Below are 20,742 nucleotides of genomic sequence, written 5' to 3'. Positions count from 1 at the left end.
CTCGCCATCGCGCAGATGGGCGTGCACCTCGTCTTCTTCCTGCACCTCACCACAGGCCCCGACAATACCAACAATGTCCTCGCCCTCGCCTTCGGCGTCCTGATCGTGGCGCTGGTGGTTTTGGGCTCAATCTGGATCATGGGCCACCTGAACATGGACATGGCCGCCATGACGGCCCATCAGGCAGCAACGATGCCTTAGCGGAAAGTGATCGCAAGGTCGGCGAAGAGCAAGCTGCCTAGCATTAAGGTCGATCCAAAGCTTCATCTGCCCAGGCTTCCGGCGCGGTCGCTCCGCATCCCGGCCGAACTGTACCTCCTCGTGGCTGGTCAAAATGGCACAGACAGCCCTGGCGCAGCCGCTTGCCCTCGATATCGACCCAATAGAGCGCCTGCTCGGCCACATCCCACACCGGAACCTCGCCAAGTTTGTCGCGCGAGTGGAAGACTTCCGTGACGCTGGTCATGCCGCATCCTCTGTCGCGCTGCACGACAGTGCCATGGAAATCTCAATCCCCTGCCCCGGCGCCAGAACCGTCAGGCCACCCAGTTCCGGCAGGTTGTGGCCGTTGGCCGAGTGGCTCATCGGCTCGAAGCAGAAGAAGTCCTCGCGGTAGTGCGGATCGAACGTCGTGTCGGAGACGAAAAGGAAATAGCGCGACAGCGTCGGAGCGGTCTCGATGCACAGCCGCAAATGCCGTTCGGGCCAAACGATGGAGGCGGCGCCGTTCCAACCGTCAAAACCGTTGTTGATCCATTGCCGTGGCAGCGTTTTGGCTTGGCTGAATCCAGGTTCTCGGGAATGGCGATGCGGGCGTCCGGGAGCCAGCCGGCCTTCTCCGTCCAATAAGCGACGGCCGGCGCCTGGAGGGTTGTTGCCGGCGTCAGCGGGAAAAAGGGATGCCAGCCGAGCCCAAACGGCATCGGCCGCTCGCCGAGATTGGTCACGCCAAGGATCGCCCTGAAGCTCACCCCTTCGCATTTGAAGCGTTGCGTGGCGCGATAGCGATAAGGTTCTCCCTGAAATTCGAACGACAGCGATGCCTCGGCGTCGCAGCGATCCTCGACGGTCCAGTTGCCAAGCCAGCCATCACCATGCAGGTAGTGCTTGTCCCAAGGCGTGTTGGGTTTCAGACGATACTCGGTCCGATCGAACAGAAGGCGATTGCCCTCGACCCTGTTGCCGAACGGGACGAGCGGAAAACAGCCGGCCTTCAGCGGATTGCGGTCCGAACCTTCAGGCGGCGGGCGCAGCAGCGGATGCCAGGCATCGCCAGACTTGGCCTCCAGCCGCCAGATCAACCCGCCTTGCGTCGAGAGCACGCAGCGAAGACGGTCGCTGGCGATCTCGATATCGGCCATGGTCAGCCCTTGATGCCGGTTGCGGCGATGCCGCGCACGAAGTGCCGCTGCAAGGCGAGGAAGAAGAGTGCCGTCGGCAGCGTCGCCACGACGGCGGACGCCATCAATACGCTCTGCTTCATCGACATGCCGGCGCCGCCGACCAATGTCGCCAGGCCGACGGGAAGCGTGCGCGTCTCGTCGGAATTGGTGGCGATCAGCGGCCAGAAGAAATTGTTCCAGCTGGCGACGAAGGTGAAGATCGCCACCGTGGCAAGGCCCGGTTTTGTGAGCGGCAAGAGGATGCGCCAGAAGAAGCCGAAACGGCCGCAGCCATCCATGATTGCGGCGTCTTCGAGTTCCCGCGGCACGGCCTGGAAGAACTGGGTGAGCAGGAAGACGCCGAAGGCGTTGGCCGATGCCGGCACGGTCAGGCTGAAGATGCTGTCGACCAGCCCGTAGCTGTTCAGGCCAAGGAACAGCGGCACGAAGAGGAGTTCATAGGGCAGCAGGAAGGTCGCGAAGATCACGCCCATGATGACGCGGCGACCGGGGAATTGCATGCGCGCCAGCGGATAGGCTGCCAAGGCATCGACGGCCAAGGTCAGCACGGTGGTGAGAATGCCGACAACGGCCGAGTTGCGGAACCAGGTCAGCATGGGGAAGCGCTGGAACAGCGCGCCATAGGCTTCCAGCGTCGGCGCATCCGGGATCCAGGCGGGCGGATAAGCGTAGATCTCGCTTTCCGGCTTGATCGACGTGACCAGCATCCACAAGATCGGCGCGCCCCAGAGCGCTGTCACGACGATCATCAGCACATAGGCGAGCGTGCGCCCGCCAAGCGATTTTCCGGCGCGATTGGAGCGTTGGTCCTGCATCAGATTGCCTTCATCAGCTTCATCTGGGCGAGCGAAAAGACCAGCGTGATAAGGAGCAGCACCACACCGGCGGCGGCGGCCGGACCCATCTCAAAATTCTGGAACGCGGTGAGATAGATATACTGTACGATGACGAAGGTGCTCGCCTCCGGCCCGCCTTGCGTCATTACATAGGCCTGGCCGAAGACGCGCCAGCCATTGATGATGGTGAGCGCGGTGACCAGCGCCATGGCCGGCCGCAGCAAAGGCAAGGTGATGTAGACGAAACGCTGCCAGGGGCCGGCGCCGTCGAGGGTGGCGGCATCATGCAATTCCTCGGAAATGTCCTGCAGCGCGGCCAGGAAGATGATCATATTGGTATTGACGGTCCACCAAATGGCGGTGATGGCCAAAGCCGGCATCGACCAGTGCGGGTCCTTGAGCCAGGCGATCGGCTCGATGCCGATAGTGGTGAGGTAATAATTGACCAGGCCGGTGCCCTTGTCGAACAGCCAGCCCCACAGGATGCCGACCGTCGAGACCATGACGACATAGGGAAGGAACACCACAGTCCTCACGAAAGTGGTTCCCTTGAGCTTCTGGTCGAGCAGCATGGCCAAAGCCAGGCCGAGCACGACCATCGGGATCGCCGTCAGGAAGACAAAGTAGAAGGTGTTCCTGATCGCGGTCAGGAACAGCGGATCAGCGAAGATCTGCCGGTAATTGTCGAGCCCGATGAATTCGGGCGCGCCGAGGATATCCCAGCGCATGAAGCTGATGCCCATGGCGGCCAGCGTCGGCAAAAGCATGAAGGCGATGAACAGCGCCAGATAGGGCGACAGGAAGAGATAGGCGGCAAGCGTCATGCCGCTGCGCACCGCCCCTCCCTCCTGCGCCGATGCGCGGCGGGCCCTGGAGCGGCCTGCCGGTTGTGATGCCAGCGATGTCATCAGCCCTTCTTCAGCTGCGCGTCGAGACCTTCCTTCATCGCCTTCAAGGCGTCGGGCACCGGCTTGGAGCCGCTGAGCGCGGCCTGCAGGTTGGTGACCAGCGGCGTCGGCTTGTCGAAGGAGAAGACCGAGAGATATTGCGGGATCAGCGGCTCGTAGACGATGTTGGGCAGGTCGTCGACGAAGGACTTGAAATATTTGTACTGCTCGGTGCCGGTGAAGGCGGCGCTTTCACGCACCGCCTTGCTCTGCGGGATGATGCCGACGGTGGTGGCGGGTGCTGCGAAGTTGTCGGAGAACCACTTCATGAAAGTGCCATCGGCGGCAAGTTTGTCGTCGTTTTTCTGCTTCGATACCGCCATGCAATGCGAGTTCGCCCAGACGGCTGCCTTCTGGCCAAACACCGGCAATTGGGCGGTCATGAAATTCATCTTCTGCGCCATGCGCAGATTGACCTCCCAGGGGCCGATGAACTTCATCGCGACCTGCTTCGAAGCGAAAGCATCTTCGCCCTTGTTGCCGCCGACCTCGGGATTGGTCACGCCATGCACGTTGATCAGGTCGACGAGATATTGCAACGCGTTCTGCGAGGCCTCGCTGTCGACCGCCGCCAGGCCCTTGTCGTCAAGGAAAGTGCCGCCGAACTGGTACATCAGGCTGAACCAGATCCAGCGCGCCGTCGCCCAGGTGTTCGGCAATTCGAAGCCGTAACGCGTGACCTTGCCGCTGCCGTCCTTGACCGTCAGCTTCTTTGCCCATTCGAGGAATTCCTCGCCGGTCTTCGGCGGCTTGGCCGGATCGAGGCCCGCCTCCTGCACCATATCGACGTTGTAGTAGAAGCCGAGCGGATGCACGTCGAGCGGCACGGCATAGACCTTTCCGTCGAAGGTCACCCCGGTGCGGCCGGCATCGGGAACCTGCGACAGGTCGAGACCGGACGAGGCGACGATGTCGTCGATCGGGCGGATGACCTTGCGCGTGGCGAACTCCGGCAGTTCGGTGATGTGGAAGAGCACCAGGTCCGGCGCGCGTCCGCCGGCCGAGGAGACCACCCATTTGGAAAACAACGTGTCCCAGTCATAGCCGGTCGGCTCGACCGTGACGCCCTTGCCGCCCTTGTTGAAGGTGTCGATGACGCCGTTGAGCGCGGTGGTGTTGTCGGCGCCGGTCCAGCCGTGCCAGAGCGTCACCTTCTCGCCCGCGGCAAAGGCGCCGCGCGGCAGGGCGCCCGCCAGTGCGGCACTTGCGCCAAGCGCAAGCGCCTGCCGGCGCGTCAGCAGGGATTTTGCGAAGACATCATTTGCCATTGTTTCCTCCGATCTATGGCTTTGTGTCAGGGGTGGTGAAGCACGCTCAGGCCGCCATCCGCGACGAGGCAGGCGGCGTTGATGAAGGGGCATTCGTCGGAGGCGAGAAAGATCGCCGCCATTGCGATCTCTTCCGGCGTGGCGATCCGCCCGCCCGGATGCAGCGCCAGCGTCTTGGCCCGCGCAACCTCCGGATCGTCGAAGCTGTTCCAGTAATCGACGACCTTCTGGGTGGCGACATACCCGGGCGCCAGCGCGTTCACGCGGATATTGTTGCCGGCATATTCGATCGCCAGCGATTTAGTCAGGCCAAGCAGAGCATGCTTGGCGACCGGATAGGGAAAGGTGTGCGGGATGATGGTAAAGGCGTGCGTGGAGGCGATGTTAAGGATCACGCCGCCGCCCTGCCCGATCATCCCCGGCAGCGCCGCCTTGGCGCAGTGCCAGGCGCCTTTCACATTGACGTCGAGATTGCGCGTCCAGTCGTCCTCGGTGGCTTCGAGCGGCGTCGAAAAGACGTTGATACCGGCGTTGTTGATGACGGTGTTGACCGGACCGATGGCTTTCGTCGCCGCCGCCATGGCGGCCTCGATTGCCTTGGCGTCGGCGATATCGGCTGCGGCATGCGCGACCTTACCCAAACGGCCGGCACTTTCGGCGAGCAGGCTCGCGTCGAGGTCGACCAGGAACAGCTCGGCCTCCTCGCGCAGACAGGCCTCGGCGATGGCATAGCCGATGCCTTGCGCAGCGCCGGTGAGGAAGATGCGTTTTCCGAAGAGGCGTCCCATCAGCGCCGCCCCAATGCCGAAGAACGCAGATTGTCGAGGAGCACGGCCAGGAGCAGGATCACGCCTCTGACGATGTATTGGTAGAAGGCCGGGATATTGAGCAGGTTCATGGCGTTCTCGGCGATGCCCATGATCAGCACGCCGACGATGACGCCCGGCATCGTCGCCCTGCCGCCGGCAAGCGAGACGCCGCCGAGCACGCAGGCCGAGATCACCGAAAGCTCCAAGCCCACCGCGGCGTTGGGCTGGCCGGAGGTGATGCGCGAGGCAAGCAGGATGCCAGCGATGCCGCAGACCACGCCCTGCAGCGTGAAAATCCAGATGCGTGTCCGGTCGACGTTGACGCCGGCAAGGCGCGAAGCCTCCGGATTGCCGCCGATGGCGAGCGTGTTCTTGCCGAAGACGGTGCTGTTAAGCACAAAGCCGAAAATGGCGAAGAGCACCGCCAGCACCCAGATCGGCGTCGGTATGCCGAGCAGCTTCGAGAGGGCCAGCTGGTAGAAATCCGGGCTGTTGATGCCCACGGCGCGGCCGTCCGACGAGATCAGCGCGAAACCGCGCACGATCTGCATGGTGGCCAGAGTGGTGATCAGGGCATTGATGCGGAATTTGGCGATGACGACGCCATTGACCCAGCCGACGATGGCGCCGCAGGTGATGGCCGCGATGAGGCCAAGCAGGATCGAGCCGGTTGCGTTCGAGGCCATCACAGCGACCATGCCGGCAAAAGCGACAATGGAGCCGACCGACAGGTCGAAGTCGCGCGCCGCGAGGCAGAACATCATCGTGCAGGCGACGATGCCGACGGTGACCACGGACTGAAGCAGGCCGAGCATGTTGCGGTCGGTGAGGAAGTTCGGCACCAGCAGCGACACCAGCGCGAAGGCGACGATGAAGATGACGACGAGGCCTTGTTCGCCAAGCAAGATCTTCTTCAGCCGACTGGTCATTAGAAGTCCTCAGGATGCGATCGCGTCGGGGGTTTTCTTGTCGGGGAGCGCCGCGGCCAGGATCGCCTTTTCGGCGAATTGATCGCGCGCGAGCTCGGCGCTGATGCGCCCGCCGCACATCACCAGGATGCGGTCGCAAATGCCCATCACTTCCGGCAGCTCGGAGGAGACGATGACGATCGCCATGCCCTCCTCGGCCAGTTGGTAGAGCAACTCGTAGATCTCCGATTTGGCGCCGACATCGATGCCGCGCGTCGGCTCGTCGACGATGAGCACGCGGATATTCTGCTCCGACAGCCAGCGACCGAGGATGACTTTCTGCTGGTTGCCGCCGGAGAGATTGACGATGTCCTGCTTGCGCGACGGCGTGCGCACCTTGAGCTTCTTGATGAAGGTTTCGGCCGTCGTGATCTCGCTGGTCCGGCTAAGCACGCCGAAGCGCGTGTGATGGCGCCTGGACGAGATATTGATGTTCTCCTCGATTGAGCGGCCCTGGATGGTGCCGTCATGCTTGCGGTCTTCCGAGCACAGCACGATGCCGGCCCTGATCGCGTCATGCGGGCTGGCGGCGGCAACCGCCTTGCCGTCGACCGTGATCGTGCCGCCCGAACGCGGGTCGGCGCCGAAGACCAGCCGCATCAGCTCCGAGCGCCCGGCGCCGATGAGGCCGAAGAAGCCGACGATCTCGCCGGCGCGGGCTTCGAAGCTTGCCGGCGTGCGCAGCCTGGCGCCGCTCAGATTGTCGACCTTGAGGCGAACCTCTCCCGTCCTGCGCGGCCGAAAACCCCAGATGTCGGAAATCTCGCGGCCGACCATTTCGGCCACGACCTGATCGCGGGTGACATCCTTCAGCGATTGATGATGCGCGGCAAGCTTGCCGTCGCGCAGCACCGTCAGGCTGTCGCAGAGCCGGAACACCTCGTCCAGGCGGTGCGAGACATAGATGATGACCTTGCCTTCGCCGCGCAGCCGGCCGATCAGCTTAAACAGGATCTCGCTTTCGCGCGAGGACAGCGACGAGGTCGGCTCGTCGAGCGCGATCACCCGGGCGTCGAGCATCACCGCCTTGGCGATCTCGACCATCTGGCGCTCGCCGATCGAGAGCGTCTTGACCTTGCGGCGCATGTCGATATCGATGCCGGCCGATTTCAGCTTGGCGCCGACATCGTCGAGCATGCGGCGGCGGGCGATCACGCCGGCGCTTGCCGGAAAGCGTCCGAGGCTGAGATTCTCGGCGACGCTCAGCTCGGGCACCAGCTGCAATTCCTGGTGGATGACGATGACGCCATTGTCGAAGGCATTCCTGGTCGAGGCATAGGCCTGGACCTTGCCGTCGATGCTTATCTCGCCGGCATCGGCATGCTGGTCGCCGGACAGGATCTTGATGAGGGTGGATTTGCCGGCGCCGTTCTCGCCCATCAATCCGTGCACGGCACCCTTTTCGACGCCGAACGACACATCCGACAAGGCTTTGACGCCCGGATACGTCTTGGTGATGTTGGAGAATTCGAGAAAGGACACGGGGCTTCGATCCTTCTTGAGCAAGCCAAACAGGCGGCGGCATCAAGCGCCGCCTGTTTGTACAGGGAGGACTATTCGATGCCGAGGTCCTTGCGCACCTTCTGGTAGTCGTCGCGCTTGGCCAGTGCGCCAGCGGTCAGCGTCAGCTTCGCCGGCTCCTTGTTGTTGGCGATCCAGTCATACATGCCGAGCGCCGTCTCGTAGCCGTGGCGCTTGGGCGAGATGATCACCGTGCCGACGAAGCCGGTGGCGGCGGGCTTCTTGAACTCGTTGATCGCCGATTCCGCGCCGCCGATGCCGACGCCGATCATGCCGTCCGCCGGAATGCCGACGCTTTCGGAAGCGCGCACGGCGCCCAGCACCGCCTCGTCATTGAGGCCGAAGGCAATCCACTTCTTGATGTCGGCATGGGCGTTGAGTACCACGGTCGCGGCATTGAGCGCGGCTTCCGTGTCGGTCTTGGCCTGCGGCGCGTCGAAGATGTTTTCGGCCTTGAAGCCGGCGGCCTTCAGCACCGAGATCGCGCCTTCGACGCGGTCGACGGCGGTCGGCAGTTGGTCGTACGAAACGCGGATCGCGCCGACCTCGTCCATCTTCCAGCCGCGCGCCTTCATCTCCTCGACGATGGCCTGACCCACGGCCTCGCCGATCTTGGTGGCGGAGATGCCCATATGCGGCACATCCTCCAGCGGCTTACCGTCGGCGCCGACGAGGCGGTCGTCGACCGTCATCAGCTTGAGATTGTTGGCGGCGGCCTTGGCGACGATGCCGGGGCCGAGCTTCACGTCCGGCGTGCAGACGACGAAGCCTTGCGCTCCTTGAGCGCCCAGATTGTCGATCGCCGACATCAGCTTCTCGCCGTCCTCGGCGCCGATCTTGACGAGAGTAAAACCCTTTTCCTTGGCGGCTTGGTCGGCGAACTTCCATTCGTCCTGGAACCAGGGCTCCTCCGGCTGTTTGACGATGAAGCCGATCTTGGTGCCCTGAGCGTAGGCCGACGCGATCGTCGTGACCGACAAGACGGCGAGAGCACCCGCGACGAGCGCGGTTTTCAAAAGTCGCATGATTACCTCCCAGCAAACAGCCGGGCGCCCGCCCGGATATGGTCGTGTGTAATCAATTTTATCATACCCGTCAATTGATCTGGTATGATAAATGAGATAGATAGTCTGATAAGTAGTCGCTGGCGCAAATCACTCGCATCCGCTAAGGCCGGACCAATTGCGCGCAAACCGAAGGGTTCGCTGCCTTGGAGGAGGGGCTGAGGTGAACGAAACACCGAAGAAGGCTGACGAGGACACGGAAACGCGCCAGACGGCGCGCCGGCCGCGCGTCATGCCCGACGTGACCAAGGCGATCGCCTCCGACATATTCTCCGGGCGCTACCCGGCCGGATCGTCGCTGCCGACCGAGAACGACCTCGGCATCGAATATGGCGTCAGCCGCACGGTCATCCGCGAAGCGCTGAAAGTGCTGGCGGCCAAGGGGCTGGTGCTGTCCCGGCCACGCGTCGGCACGGTGGTGTGCGACCAGGACAACTGGAACATCATCGACCCGCAGGTGCTGGCCTGGCATGCGCCGCATGCGCTGGACGACAAGCTGTTCGACGCGATCCTGGAAACCCGCCGCGCCATCGAGCCGCTGGTCGCCGAACTCGCGGCAACGCGCGCGACGCTGCAGGAGATCGCCGATCTCGAACTGGCCTGGCAAGGCATGGCGGGTGCCGGCGAGGACCTGACGCAGTTCTCGCGCTCCGACATCGTCTTCCACCAGATCGTCTATGGCGCGAGCCACAACCCGATCTTCCGCCAGATCGGCAAGCTGATCGACACGGCGCTGTTGTTTTCGCTGGAAGCCACCGCAACGATCTCGCCGATCAGGCGCAGGGAAGCGGCGGCGGCGCATGGCGAAGTGGTCGAGGCCTTGCGCATGCGCGACGCCGTCGCCGCGCGCAACGCGGCGAACAAGATACTCGATCTTGCCGCGCGCGACCTCGTCAGCGCCAAGAAACTGAAAAACAACTGAGACCGGCCGGCCGCATGAAGATCACCGCTCTGACCACCTATATCGTTCCGCCGCGCTGGCTGTTCCTCAAGATCGAGACCGATGCCGGCATCAGCGGCTGGGGCGAGCCGGTGGTCGAAGGCAAGGCGCTGACGGTCGAAGCGGCGGTCAAGGAACTGGCCGACTATCTGATCGGCAAGGATCCGCGTTTGGTCGAGGATCATTGGACGGTGATGCATCGCGGCGGCTTTTATCGCGGCGGGCCGATCCTGATGAGCGCCATTGCCGGCATCGACCAAGCGCTGTGGGACATCAAGGGCAAGGCGCTCGGCGTGCCGGTGCATGAATTGCTCGGCGGCAGGCTGCGCGAGACGATCAAGGTCTACTCTTGGATCGGCGGCGACCGGCCGGCGGAAGTGGCGGCCGGCGCTAGGGATATGGTGGCGCGCGGCTTCCAGGCGCTCAAGATGAACGGCACCGAGGAACTGCAGATCGTCGACAGCCACGACAGGATAGACGCGACTATAGAGCGCGTTGCCATGGTGCGCGAAGCAGTCGGGGCGAATATCGGCATCGCCGTCGATTTCCACGGCCGCGTGCACCGGCCGATGGCCCGCATCCTGGTGAAGGAGCTGGAGCCATACCGGCTGATGTTCATCGAAGAGCCGGTGCTTAGCGAAAACCGCGAGGCGCTGAAGGAGATCGCCGCGCTAGGCTCGACGCCGATCGCGCTCGGCGAACGGCTCTACAGCCGGTGGGACTTCAAGTCGGTGTTCGAGGAAGCGGTCGTCGACATCATCCAGCCGGATCTCTCGCATGCCGGCGGCATCACCGAATGCCGCAAGATCGCGGCGATGGCCGAAGCCTATGACGTGGCTGTGGCGCCGCACTGTCCGCTCGGGCCGATCGCGCTGGCCGCATGCCTGCAGCTCGACGCCGTGAGTTACAACTGCTTCATCCAGGAGCAGAGCCTCGGCATCCACTACAATGCCGGCAATGACCTGCTCGACTACGCCGCCAACAAGGACGTGTTCCGCTACCAGGATGGCTATGTCGCCATTCCCGATGGACCCGGACTGGGCGTCGAGATCGACGAGGACTATGTCAAGGAGCGCGCCAGAGAGGGACATCGCTGGCGCAATCCGGTCTGGCGCCACCAGGACGGCTCATTCGCCGAGTGGTAGGCCGGCCAAGATTCCGACGGATTGGTTTGCGAGACGACCGGTGCGGCAGGAAGTGCAACCAACATCTCCCGAGCGGCGCGCGTGGCGCGATCATCTGAGCAACTTGAGCATGCCGATCGATGGGGCGCCCTCCCCACTGAACCGGCTGGCGCGCGGCAGGATGCTTACCTTGAGCTCGTGGGGACGGATCTATCATACGGCGGTATCGGAGGGCTTCGACCGCATTCGTGATGCAGGAGAGCTCATCGAGCGGGCGCGCACCGAGAGCGCGTTGACAATCTCCTGTCTACCATCTCTGGCAAGCAAGTGGCTGGCCCCACAGCTTTTCGACTGGCAGTGACACCATGCGGGCGCCACAGTTCGGCTGATCGGCTCAGAGCCCAAGGCCCGCTTCGGCGAGGAACAGATCGATTTCCGCATTTCCTGTGGCGCGAAGAGTCGCGACTACGATCACTATGTCGAACTCTTCACCGACTGGGTGGTGCCTGCCTGAGCCCGCCTTAGCTGTCGCTGTGACACGCAGCCATCTCTACCCGGACCCGGAGCAATTCAACCGCAGCTTGGCGGCGCTGCCCGAATGGACCCCGGCGCCCAGTAGCTGGGAGGCGCCGAACCAAGCGCACTGAGGGTGGCGGATTCGATTTCGCTTCGTCTGCCTCTGGCGTACGATGACCTCCGGAATTGTCACCCTGCAATGTCCGCTTCCGGCGGAGGCAAAGCTCTGCTTGAATGGCCGACATTGGACGCAAAGCAGCCATGCACCGAAACTTGATCAGACTAATGTCAGAAGTGCCATTTCGCCGAAACGCGACAACGGTCGCTCAAGTTCAGCACTCGCGATGACTGGCTCGATTCGATGTCCTTGAAATGCGTAAAAACGCTTCGAGGTTCTTCAAACTAGAGGGGGTTCGAGTCCACGTTGTGGGCAACTCTCAAAGAAAAAGGCGATAACAACGGGTTATGCGGATATTTTGGGCCCGGAGGATGTGCAAGAAACGTTGATTTAATTAACTTTTTCGTGGGCAGATATCAGAAGCCTTTCCGCGTTGTTCCGCGTGGCCTCGCAACTGTATAAAGTACAGCTTCGGCTACGTCCAAAAGACGACAGAAAGCATTGCCGCTTTTTGTTCGGTGTCATGTTTACCTCGTTCGTAAGTCTATTGGGCGACTTGGGACACGGCCGACATCAGTTCCCGCGGGGTTGGCGCCGCAAACATGTATCGCCCACCCTCTGGAACTTCCGTGAAACTCCAGCGGACGATCCCCTGCCGGTCCAGTAGGAACTGACCGATCAGTTGTCCGTGTCCCGTCGCCATCATCTGCTCGTCGGCTTCGGTCACTTCGTAGTGGTCCTTATTGTCGAGGAATTCGCTGGCCGCAAAAGGATCCATGGGACCGGGCAACTCGCCTGGTATGTCGACCCGCATTTTCTTTGCCGCTGCCATCGAGACCTTGTACGGCCAGTTGGTCTCGTCTTGGGTGAATTCGAGATTGGGCAGTCCAAAGGCACGATGCGAAGCGCGTTCAGGGTCGGAAGCCGCAAGCAGATTCGGCATCGGGTGGTAGCGGAAATAGAGTCGCGCCCGCTCGATCGGCGTGTTGACCACCGTCAGGCTCCCGACACCCTTTTCGCGCAGCTCCGGATCAAGCCGCGCCTGAGCGGCGATATGGCGCCGGCAGAACGCGCAATGCAGACCTCGGAAAAGGCCGACCAGCACCGGTTTTTGTCCGCGAAAATCGTCGAGCGCGATCTTGCCTTCCTGGGTTATGGCGTCGAGTACCACGTTCGGCGCACGGTCGCCCGGTTGAAGTGGTACCAAGTCACTCTGCGCGGCCATTTTCCAACCTCCGTCCCGGCTAGTCGAGAAAAGGCAGCACCACAAGCCCTTCCGGGTCGAGCCCGTGCTGGGCGCAAATTCCCTGCGCCAGGGAAAAGTAGCGTTCAGCCTCGGCCAGATTGTCGAGGTCGAGATTGAGCGTCGCAAGGCCATCATAGCACGGAAACAGCAGTTGCGGCTCGCCCGTTTCACGAGCTACGTCCAGCGCCTCATGGAACAAGCCAATCGCCAGTTCCGGACGGCCGTTGCACTGGTGGATCTGCCCAAGCACGATCAACGGCACCGGCAGGTGCTCGCGCTGGTCGAGTGCCCGGTCGATCTCGATGGCCTTCTCCGCAGCGGGCACGCCCTCCGTCGGACAGCGATCCGTGAAGGTACAGCAGGCGACCGCCAGATTGGCGAGCAGGCGCGCTTGGTATCCCAAATCACCAATACGGCGCGCCACATCAAGACCGCGCCGACAGACCTCCATCGCCTTTGTCGGGTCGATGGTCGTGTAAAGCACGCCGAGATTGGTGTAGCCGCGGCAAGCCGTGGCCAGTAGACCGGCAGCTTCGGCCAGTTCGATGCTACGCTCGACTTGGCCAACGGCTTCGCGGTCTCGTCCAAGGCGCGCCAACGCAACAGCCTTGGTATTGAGCGCCTCGGCAGTCACCAGAGTGGCATCACGCCCTATCTCCGACACATGCTCGGTTGTCAGCGTGCGTACGCAATCGAGCGCCGCGTCCGCCCATTTTGCCGCGAGAGCGTTGTCTCCGCTGCGGAACGCCTGTCGGCCACGTTCTTGCCAGAGATGCGCCTGCTCGACCGGGGCATCCGCTCCATCGAGCAGCGCTGCCGCTTCGGCGTAGCGCGATTCCGCGTTGTCCCGCTTGCCGACGTCCCAGAGCAGCCGACCGATCTTACGCAAAACTCGCGCCGAAGCGACTCGATCGGCCGACGTGCGATATGCCTGCAGCACCGTCTCGTAGTGCTGGTGTGCGAGGTCGCGGCGGCCTAACGGGCCGCTCAAATCGGCAATGCGCTCTGCGATTGCCAGTTTGAGCGGTGTTTGCCCTGTCTCGCCCAACGCAATCAGTGCTCGCTCGTAGAAACGAAGGGCGTCGTCGTTGGCGTATATCATGCGAGCGCGATCGCCCGCCGCCTGCAGGTAGTGCGCGCCCCTCTCCCGCTCGGCGCTCTGTGCGAAATGATGACCGAGGGCGGTCAAATCCTCGAGCCGTTCCGGCTTGTCGCCGCACAGTTTCTCCAGGGCAGCACCGACCCGCCCGTGGATGTCGGTGCGGCGTTGCAGGAGAAGGTTCTGGTAGATCACGTCCTGCAGCAATGTTTGCGTAAAGCGGTAGCTTTGCGACGACACCGAGCCCGATCCGGCAACTTCCTCGATGATTTCCGCATCGCAAAGCAGTTCGCAGCCGGCCTCCAGCCGGCCGGGGTCGACCGCCACGGCTTTCAGGAGCGTGGCATCGAAGCGCGGCCCGATTACCGCTGCTTCCTGGGCTAACCGCCGCACCTCCGGGGGTAACCGGTCGACGCGGGCAAGCAACATTGCCTGGATAGTGGCAGGAATGCCGGTTGCGATTTCGCCTGCCGCAGTCCGCCATCGCTGGCCCTTGCGCACCAAGACACCGCGATCGATGAGGCCGCGCACGATCTCCTCGACAAAAAGCGGGTTGCCGCCCGCACGCTCGAGGATCTGGGCGACAAGGCTGCCTGTGGAGCTTACCCAGCTCTCGCCGAAAAGCGCCGCCAGCAGGCGGCGTCCGTCATCGTTGCTGAGCGGCGAAAGCCTGAGCGCTGTGTGGCTGACCCGAGTTGAGTCGAGCTGGTCGTGGTCCGGCGCCGGACGATGCGTGACCAGCAACATCAACCGCGTGCGTTCCAACCTGTCCATCACGAAACGCAGTGCCTCGAGCGACGCGGCGTCGGCCCAGTGCAGGTCTTCGACGACAATCAACAGCGGCGATAAAGCAAGCCGCCGTTCGATGATTGTGCGGACTGCGTAGAGAATTTGCCGACGCAACTGCTCGGGCTCGACGTGCTGCAACGCGGCATCGGGGTCTCCAAGGCCAAGGACATGGTAGAGCAAAGGCATCAGCCGCTTCGCCTCCTCGCCCTGCAGGCCAAGATCGGCGAGCAAGCCTGCAAGCTTGCCCCGCATTTCCTCCCCATTGTCATTTTGCATCATCCCGGCAGCGCTGCGCACCACGGCGCCCAAGGCGCCAAATGATTGTTCCCCCAGCGGTGAGCACGTGGCCTGCCGCACGGCCACGTTGCGAAAACGATCCTCGTCGCCGACGCGGGCGACGAACTCCTTCACCAACCGCGATTTACCGATACCCGCTTCTCCCACGAGGCGGACAAGCTGAGCCGAGCCGCCGCACGCCTGGTCAAGGCTCGCCAGCATTCTATTGAGCTCCGCACCGCGACCTATTATCGGCGCGCTCAGGCCGAGCGCCTCGAGCCCACGCGCTGCACGCGGATCCGCAAGCGGTGCATCCAGTCGATGGACGAGCACGCTGCCAGCCTTGCCGCGCAGCACGACATCGCCCAGCGACTCATATGAGAACGCATGCCGGGTCAGCCGGTGGGTGAGCTCGCCGACCAGCACCTCACCCGGTGCGGCCAGCGATTGCAGGCGTTGCGCCGTATTCACCGTGTCGCCAGTTACCGAATAGGATTTGGCGGTGCCGATGCCCAATCCTCCAGTAACGACCGGACCGGTATTTATGCCGACGTGGAGCAGCAGAGGCGAGCCGGAGTGGGAGGTGCTTTCGCTGAGCCGCGCCGTCCGGGCGATCATGTCGAGAGCGGCGCGAAGCGCACGCTCCGGATCGTCCTCATGCGCGACCGGCGCCCCGAACAAGGCGAGCAGCGCGTCGCCGATGAATTTGTCGACGAAACCACCAAAGTTTCGCACGGCCGCCGTCAATTCCTTGAACAAGTCGTTCTGCAGCACTTGCATGACCTCTGGGTCGAGCTGCTCGCTGAGCGTCGTGAAGCCGCAAAGGTCCGCGAACAGAACCGTCACCGTTCGGCGATCGGCGTCAGAGGGGGGATGCAGACCATCTTCGCTTTCAATGTTCGCAAGCAGCGACGGAGTTCGAGAAGGCGGCACAATGGTCCGGCTTGCTGTCGTTGCGGGACGCTCGACGGCCTTTGCGGACGCACGAACGCTGGCCCCACATTTTGGACAGAACTCGAAATCAGGTGCGCAAAGGTAGCCACAACTGGCGCATGGCACGGGCTGGCGCTTGCCACACTTCGGACAGAAGGCGAAACCGCGCTCAACCTCGAAACCGCAGCCCAGGCAGTTCATGGAACAAGGCCTCACTTGCGGCCGTGACGGCGTGATCTCGCTACGCGCCTTACGGCCAGGGTGCTCACAAGGATGGACCGATCGCGGCCGGCCAGCAAGCGGCTGCGCAATTTGTCTCGCCGCGGCGCATCGATTGCGGGCACTGGGCGGTCGGCATGAGCGCTTGCCAAAAGCCTGTCCTCAAGTCTCTTTTGCCTGCCTCCAATCCACCTCGAGCTTGACATAGCGGTGCTGCCATCCGATGCCGTTATTCCGTTTTAGACAGTCGCCGACTCTTGCCGAACAAACCAGAAGCTCGATGAACCAGGTAATCGCCGGCTATTTTTCGGGACCCTTGTTCTCCCTTCCAAACAGGCGGGGAAGACGGCGTGGCACATAAACCCCTGGTTTCAATCGTGGTACCTGCGCACAATGCGGAGGCGACGCTGCCGCGCGCGCTCGATAGCCTGCTCGAACAGGAAATGGCCGATTGGGAAGCGACCATCGTCGACGACGCCTCCACGGACCGCACTCCCGCGATCATCGCCGCATATGTAGAGCGCGATGCCCGGTTTCGGACGTTGACCTCTTCCGCCAAGAGCCCCGCCCGCGCACGCAACAGCGGGATTTCGACAGCGCGCGGCCAATGGCTCATGTTTCTGGACGCGGACGATTGGGTGGACGCCAGCTTCCTTGCGAAAATGCTGGCCGCGCTGAAAACCGCTCCCGATGCGGTGGCCGCCTATTGCGGTTCCCGGCGCGTGATGCCCGACGGCGCGCTCACCCCGGCGAGCATCTCGCCGGAGGTTGCTGTCCAGCCCTTCGAAACATTCGCCCGCCGATGTGCCACCCGCACGCACGCGCTGCTGGTAGACCGGGAGACTATCGTTAAGTTGGGCGGTTTCGATGCGTCGCTGCGCACCTGCGAGGTCTGGGATCTATGGCAGCGCCTCGCACGTCTCGGCAAAAATTGGGTGATGGTCGACGAGCCGCTCGCTTATTATCGGATCAGCCTGAACGCGCTCTCTCGCAATTCGACGCAGATGCTGGCAGATGCGGAAATCGTTATCGCCCGCGGCTTTTCTCCTGATCCCAGGGTCAAACACCCCGCATCGGCTCATGCCAGTGGGGCGATCGAGGTCAACGGCGGCACCGCTGCCGAAGCACTCGCGTGGTTTGCGTTGTGGAACGCTGCGTCGGATTGCAGCCGAGGCTCGCTCTCGGTCAACCCGCGGTCCCTTCGCGCGCTCCCGGCAGGACGCAAGCGGGCGCGTGAGATCGCCAAAGTGGTCTTCGATGGCCTTATGGAGGGAAGCCTGTCCGTGCCGGCGCAAATGGCAGCCAGGTGGAATAGGTTCGGCGGGGCCATCACCGAGTTGACCACCGAACTCGGCAAGCTCTGCCGCGATCCCGGAGCGGGTCGCCGCGTCCAGTATCACCTTGAGCAAACGCTTCTCGACTTCGATGACCTTGCCGCGCCGCGCAAACTGGGGCGGACACTCGGACTTCGCGTCAACGCTCGAAATCCGTCCTCGACCGAACTTCCGGAAGGAATCGATCAGATCTATGCCTATCTGATGATGGACGGCCAGATCGCGGCGCGCGTCCAGTTCGGCGCACTCGGGACCGTGACAAGACGTCATTGGTTCGAATTGGCGCTCAATTTCGTGCCCGCTGAGCGGCCTGTACGCCGGCCTGTTCGGGACAGCCACTTCGGCAAACTCGCGCAATTGGCCGCCCAGGCGCGGGAGCTGATTCGGTCGAGCGCCGAAGTTAGGGAGCCTCCTCCAGCGTCGCGGCGCGCACGGGCCAAGGATGGGCAAGACGATGATCGCACGTCGTTCTGGAATCGCTATTTCGCGACCGAGGATCCCTGGAACTACGGTTCGCCCTATGAGCAGGAAAAATATGAGCGGCAGCTCGAAATTCTGCCTGCCGGTCCCATCGGACGGGCGCTTGAGCTGGCTTGCGCGGAGGGCCACTTCACGCGGCAGTTGGCGCCGCGAGTGAACCATCTGACCGCAACTGACATCTCCGCCATAGCTATCGAGCGCGCGCGCGCGCGGTGCGGCGATCAGCCTAATATCGAGTTCGGCGTATTGGATTTCATGGCGGATACGCTGCCGGATGAAATGAATCTGATCTTCTGTTCGGAAGTGCTCTACTACCTGGATGATCTCGCCGAGTTGCAACGCTTCGCCAAAAAAGTCGTTGAGGCGTTGGCGCCTGGCGGCAGCTTGATCACCGCACACGCCTTCGTGCTGCGTGACAATCCTCAGAGGACCGGCTTCGACTGGAACACCTTCGGTGCGCAAGCGATCTCGGAGACGCTCGCAGGGACGGAAGGCCTCGTCCTCGAGCAATCGATTGAGACCGAGCTCTATCGCATAGACCGTTTCCGCCGTCTGTCGCCAAGCGACGTGGCGACGGAACCAATGATCGAACATGCGCCAATCCGCGCGCCCGTCGGAATAGGAGTCGCGCGAAATATCGTCTGGGGCGGGGCGCGGGCCTTGCGCCGCGACGTCGCACGCAGCGAGCGGCGGCAGCGCATCCCTGTCCTCATGTATCACAGCGTCGCCGACGACGGTCCGGCCACGCTCGCCCGTTTTCGGTGCACGCCCGCCGCATTCGCCAGCCAGATGGCATGGCTGCGCGCCAATGGCTTTCACGCGATCAATTCCGAGCAACTGGAACGGTTCATCGCCAACCGTCAGCCTTTCGTTGGCCGCCCGGTGCTCATCACATTTGATGATGGTTTCCAGAACTTTGCCGACCAGGCATGGCCGATCTTGCGCGCGAACGACCTGACCGCGGAAGTGTTCCTGGTGACGGACCTGGTGGGTGAAAGCGCACTGTGGGACGCCGTCAGTGGTCCGCCGACGCCGCTTATGGACGCCGGGACGGTGCGACGCCTCGCCGGCGAAGGTGCATTCTTCGGAAGCCATCTGGCGACGCATCGCGCGATCGATGGTCTGTCGACTTCCGACCTGGCCGCCGAGCTCCTTCGCTCTCGCATGTTCGTCGAACGATGGACCGGTCGGCCAATCGCGACGTTCGCGGCACCCTACTCTGTCACCGACCGACGGCTTGGCCGGCTGGCCAGGGAGTGCGGCTATCAAGCCGGCTTCGGCGGTAGACACGGGCCGGCCGACCTCGATTGCGATCCCATCGACCTGCCGCGCATCGAGATTCGTGGGGATCGCTCGCTCGATAACTTTGTCGCCATTATCGAGGCCGTGCTCGGATGAAGCGGCCGGCCCACCGACAGGCCCCCGTCGACTGCCTCAGGTCGCCTTGATCGCTACCTTGCCGATCTTGCGCCATCGGGCGTTTTCGCGAACCAGTTTCAGGTCGTCGGTCGTCTCGGCAAATGTCCGCAATCGGTATTGCCGAAGCAGGTCCGAAAAGAGCGCCCCTTCCGGCAGGCCGGCCAGTTGCTCGCGGACCGAAATCTTTTCATCGATGACCCGCGTGCCCCAGGCATTTTCCCGAATCTGCAGCTCCGCGGCCAGATCGCGCTCTTCCGGTGCGTTTTCGTCCAGCGCGGCCAGCAGGATCAAGTGGAAAAGCGCCACATAGCCAATCTGTCTCAGGCCGCCCACGACCCTCACCCGTGGCAATATGGCAAGGACAAGGAACATCAGGAATAGGTTCGGCAGCAGCACGCCCTCCAGCAGCGCCTGCCTGAGGTGCGGTCGCTCGAACGGGACGGAAAGACCACGCGGCCTGTCGGGCTCGATCAGGTGCCCGTTTTCGAGGACGAGCCTGCGCACGCGCTCTTCGCGGATGCCCCAGAAATAGTCCGTGGCATTGGGCAGGAATCTGCCAAATGGACTCGACACGGCCTCCTGCAAGGCATGGTCGAGACGCTGGCGTCTTGCGGGCTGAGTGAGCAGCCTGGAAAGAAGACTGCCGTCATGTTCCAGATGCCGCGCTATGGCTGCCGCGGCGAGCCGATCATCGATGAAGACGGGAACGGCCACGCCGGAACGATCCCAGTTGGCGACCAGATCCTCATTGAGGGCCGTCAGCGCATCGGCCGCGGTTCCAAACACCTTGTCCTGGCTCGCAAGCAGTGTGCCCCGCCAGCGGCTTCCATCCGTTTCATCGCCAACCGCTTCAAGCGCGCGCTTGTTGAGGGAGACAGGACCGGCCACGCAGACGCTCTTGCGGCACAGTTTGTGGCGCCCCAAGCCAAACAGGTTGACCTTGTCGTCGCCGACATCGAGCCATCCCGGCCCCTCCCGGCCAATGGTCTCCATGGTCATCGTTGTTCCCATGAAGCCGAAAAAGGCCGACAACCCGTTTTCTACCGCGCCGAGCCAGGCAAGCAGCAGGGCATCGAAGGTAATCCGATCCATTAGGAGGAGGCAGTGCAGGCCGGATTGAAGGACCGGTCTGTGCTCGAACTCTTCGAGGACCTTGGCGACCTCCTCAGGCTGCATGATTGCATCGAGGCGCTGTCGCAGGACGTTGCGCAGGATCGAGCGGGCGGCGATCGCCGGGCCCGATACAGGCCTCGCCACCGGCCGCCACAGATGGCGAGCGTAATCGGAAACCGGTGCATTCCAGTTCTGCTCGACGTCGCGCACGACTTCTGGGCAGACCAGCGACAACACAGCCAGAATTTCCATCGGAGGCGTAGGGGTTGGATCAGCGACAGCGGTCATTGGTCCCGTCTAGCCGCATGTGGTGCAAACGC

At 62.9% G+C, this 20,742-nt stretch carries 16 protein-coding genes; 4 read left to right on the top strand and 12 right to left on the bottom strand.

Features of this window, described 5'->3' with window-relative positions; all coding sequences use genetic code 11:
- A partial coding sequence (locus tag LB553_RS27840) for a cytochrome C oxidase subunit IV family protein (RefSeq protein WP_224518010.1) occupies positions 1-201 on the top strand: 201 nt, incomplete at its 5' end.
- A gap of 43 nt (positions 202-244) precedes the next feature.
- Here LB553_RS27840 and LB553_RS27835 read toward each other — a convergent pair.
- The 9 genes from LB553_RS27835 to LB553_RS27795 form a co-directional block, all read right to left on the bottom strand.
- The gene (locus LB553_RS27835) at positions 245-466 is read right to left on the bottom strand and encodes an SMP-30/gluconolactonase/LRE family protein (protein ID WP_224518009.1); all 222 of its coding nucleotides are present in this window, start codon (positions 464-466) and stop codon (positions 245-247) included.
- Between the two features lie 115 nt (positions 467-581).
- Positions 582-1,361: a hypothetical protein gene (locus LB553_RS27830; protein WP_224518008.1), complete on the bottom strand. Its 780-nt coding sequence runs from the start codon at positions 1,359-1,361 to the stop codon at positions 582-584.
- Between the two features lie 2 nt (positions 1,362-1,363).
- Positions 1,364-2,218: a carbohydrate ABC transporter permease gene (locus LB553_RS27825; RefSeq protein ID WP_224518007.1), complete on the bottom strand. Its 855-nt coding sequence runs from the start codon at positions 2,216-2,218 to the stop codon at positions 1,364-1,366.
- Positions 2,218-3,147 (bottom strand): carbohydrate ABC transporter permease, encoded by a 930-nt coding sequence (locus LB553_RS27820; RefSeq protein ID WP_224518006.1) that lies wholly within the window; start codon positions 3,145-3,147, stop codon positions 2,218-2,220. Before LB553_RS27820 ends, LB553_RS27825 begins: the two co-directional genes overlap by 1 nt.
- Positions 3,147-4,454 (bottom strand): ABC transporter substrate-binding protein, encoded by a 1,308-nt coding sequence (locus LB553_RS27815; RefSeq protein ID WP_224518005.1) that lies wholly within the window; start codon positions 4,452-4,454, stop codon positions 3,147-3,149. The genes LB553_RS27820 and LB553_RS27815 overlap by 1 nt, the downstream gene beginning before the upstream one ends.
- A gap of 26 nt (positions 4,455-4,480) precedes the next feature.
- Positions 4,481-5,245: an SDR family oxidoreductase gene (locus LB553_RS27810; RefSeq protein ID WP_224518014.1), complete on the bottom strand. Its 765-nt coding sequence runs from the start codon at positions 5,243-5,245 to the stop codon at positions 4,481-4,483.
- Positions 5,242-6,192, bottom strand: a complete 951-nt coding sequence (araH, locus tag LB553_RS27805; RefSeq protein WP_224518004.1) for an L-arabinose ABC transporter permease AraH — start codon at positions 6,190-6,192, stop codon at positions 5,242-5,244. Before araH ends, LB553_RS27810 begins: the two co-directional genes overlap by 4 nt.
- Positions 6,193-6,201: 9 nt before the next feature.
- On the bottom strand, positions 6,202-7,713 hold the full coding sequence (gene araG, locus LB553_RS27800; RefSeq protein ID WP_224518003.1) for an L-arabinose ABC transporter ATP-binding protein AraG: 1,512 nt from the start codon (positions 7,711-7,713) through the stop codon (positions 6,202-6,204).
- A gap of 71 nt (positions 7,714-7,784) precedes the next feature.
- A complete protein-coding gene (locus tag LB553_RS27795; protein WP_224518002.1) occupies positions 7,785-8,777 on the bottom strand; it encodes an arabinose ABC transporter substrate-binding protein in 993 nt (330 codons plus the stop codon).
- Between the two features lie 271 nt (positions 8,778-9,048).
- Between LB553_RS27795 and LB553_RS27790 the strand changes: the two genes are divergently transcribed.
- Positions 9,049-9,738 (top strand): FadR/GntR family transcriptional regulator, encoded by a 690-nt coding sequence (locus tag LB553_RS27790; protein WP_224518013.1) that lies wholly within the window; start codon positions 9,049-9,051, stop codon positions 9,736-9,738.
- A gap of 14 nt (positions 9,739-9,752) precedes the next feature.
- A complete protein-coding gene (dgoD, locus tag LB553_RS27785; protein ID WP_224518001.1) occupies positions 9,753-10,901 on the top strand; it encodes a galactonate dehydratase in 1,149 nt (382 codons plus the stop codon).
- Positions 10,902-12,058: 1,157 nt separating this feature from the next.
- Here the strand turns inward: dgoD and LB553_RS27780 are convergent.
- Together LB553_RS27780 and LB553_RS27775 are read right to left on the bottom strand one after the other, a co-directional pair.
- Positions 12,059-12,739, bottom strand: a complete 681-nt coding sequence (locus tag LB553_RS27780) for a redoxin domain-containing protein (protein ID WP_224518000.1) — start codon at positions 12,737-12,739, stop codon at positions 12,059-12,061.
- A 19-nt stretch (positions 12,740-12,758) separates the two neighbouring features.
- Positions 12,759-16,058: an adenylate/guanylate cyclase domain-containing protein gene (locus LB553_RS27775; RefSeq protein WP_224517999.1), complete on the bottom strand. Its 3,300-nt coding sequence runs from the start codon at positions 16,056-16,058 to the stop codon at positions 12,759-12,761.
- 368 nt (positions 16,059-16,426) lie between these two features.
- Here LB553_RS27775 and LB553_RS27770 point away from each other — a divergent pair, with 368 nt between their 5' ends.
- Positions 16,427-19,288: a glycosyltransferase gene (locus LB553_RS27770; RefSeq protein ID WP_224517998.1), complete on the top strand. Its 2,862-nt coding sequence runs from the start codon at positions 16,427-16,429 to the stop codon at positions 19,286-19,288.
- A gap of 36 nt (positions 19,289-19,324) precedes the next feature.
- On the opposite strand, the gene LB553_RS27765 is transcribed toward LB553_RS27770, so the two are convergent.
- On the bottom strand, positions 19,325-20,710 hold the full coding sequence (locus LB553_RS27765) for a hypothetical protein (RefSeq protein WP_224517997.1): 1,386 nt from the start codon (positions 20,708-20,710) through the stop codon (positions 19,325-19,327).
- Between the last annotated feature and the right edge of the window lie 32 nt (positions 20,711-20,742).

Source organism: Mesorhizobium sp. CA8 (assembly GCF_020164955.1).
Classification (GTDB): Bacteria; Pseudomonadota; Alphaproteobacteria; order Rhizobiales; family Rhizobiaceae; genus Mesorhizobium.
The sequence above is the reverse complement of the archived record's forward strand: the minus strand, read 5'-3'. Positions and strand labels throughout refer to the sequence as shown.

Excerpts from the sequence above, each read along its gene's own strand:
- LB553_RS27820 (WP_224518006.1), bottom strand. The coding sequence starts at position 3,147 with ATGACATCGCTGGCATCACAACCGGCAGGCCGCTCCAGGGCCCGCCGC.
- LB553_RS27825 (WP_224518007.1), bottom strand. The coding sequence starts at position 2,218 with ATGCAGGACCAACGCTCCAATCGCGCCGGAAAATCGCTTGGCGGGCGC.
- LB553_RS27765 (WP_224517997.1), bottom strand. The coding sequence starts at position 20,710 with ATGACCGCTGTCGCTGATCCAACCCCTACGCCTCCGATGGAAATTCTG.
- LB553_RS27835 (WP_224518009.1), bottom strand. The coding sequence starts at position 466 with ATGACCAGCGTCACGGAAGTCTTCCACTCGCGCGACAAACTTGGCGAG.
- araH (WP_224518004.1), bottom strand. The coding sequence starts at position 6,192 with ATGACCAGTCGGCTGAAGAAGATCTTGCTTGGCGAACAAGGCCTCGTC.
- LB553_RS27790 (WP_224518013.1), top strand. The coding sequence starts at position 9,049 with ATGCCCGACGTGACCAAGGCGATCGCCTCCGACATATTCTCCGGGCGC.
- LB553_RS27780 (WP_224518000.1), bottom strand. The coding sequence starts at position 12,739 with ATGGCCGCGCAGAGTGACTTGGTACCACTTCAACCGGGCGACCGTGCG.
- LB553_RS27815 (WP_224518005.1), bottom strand. The coding sequence starts at position 4,454 with ATGGCAAATGATGTCTTCGCAAAATCCCTGCTGACGCGCCGGCAGGCG.
- LB553_RS27830 (WP_224518008.1), bottom strand. The coding sequence starts at position 1,361 with ATGGCCGATATCGAGATCGCCAGCGACCGTCTTCGCTGCGTGCTCTCG.
- dgoD (WP_224518001.1), top strand. The coding sequence starts at position 9,753 with ATGAAGATCACCGCTCTGACCACCTATATCGTTCCGCCGCGCTGGCTG.
- LB553_RS27775 (WP_224517999.1), bottom strand. The coding sequence starts at position 16,058 with ATGAACTGCCTGGGCTGCGGTTTCGAGGTTGAGCGCGGTTTCGCCTTC.
- LB553_RS27795 (WP_224518002.1), bottom strand. The coding sequence starts at position 8,777 with ATGCGACTTTTGAAAACCGCGCTCGTCGCGGGTGCTCTCGCCGTCTTG.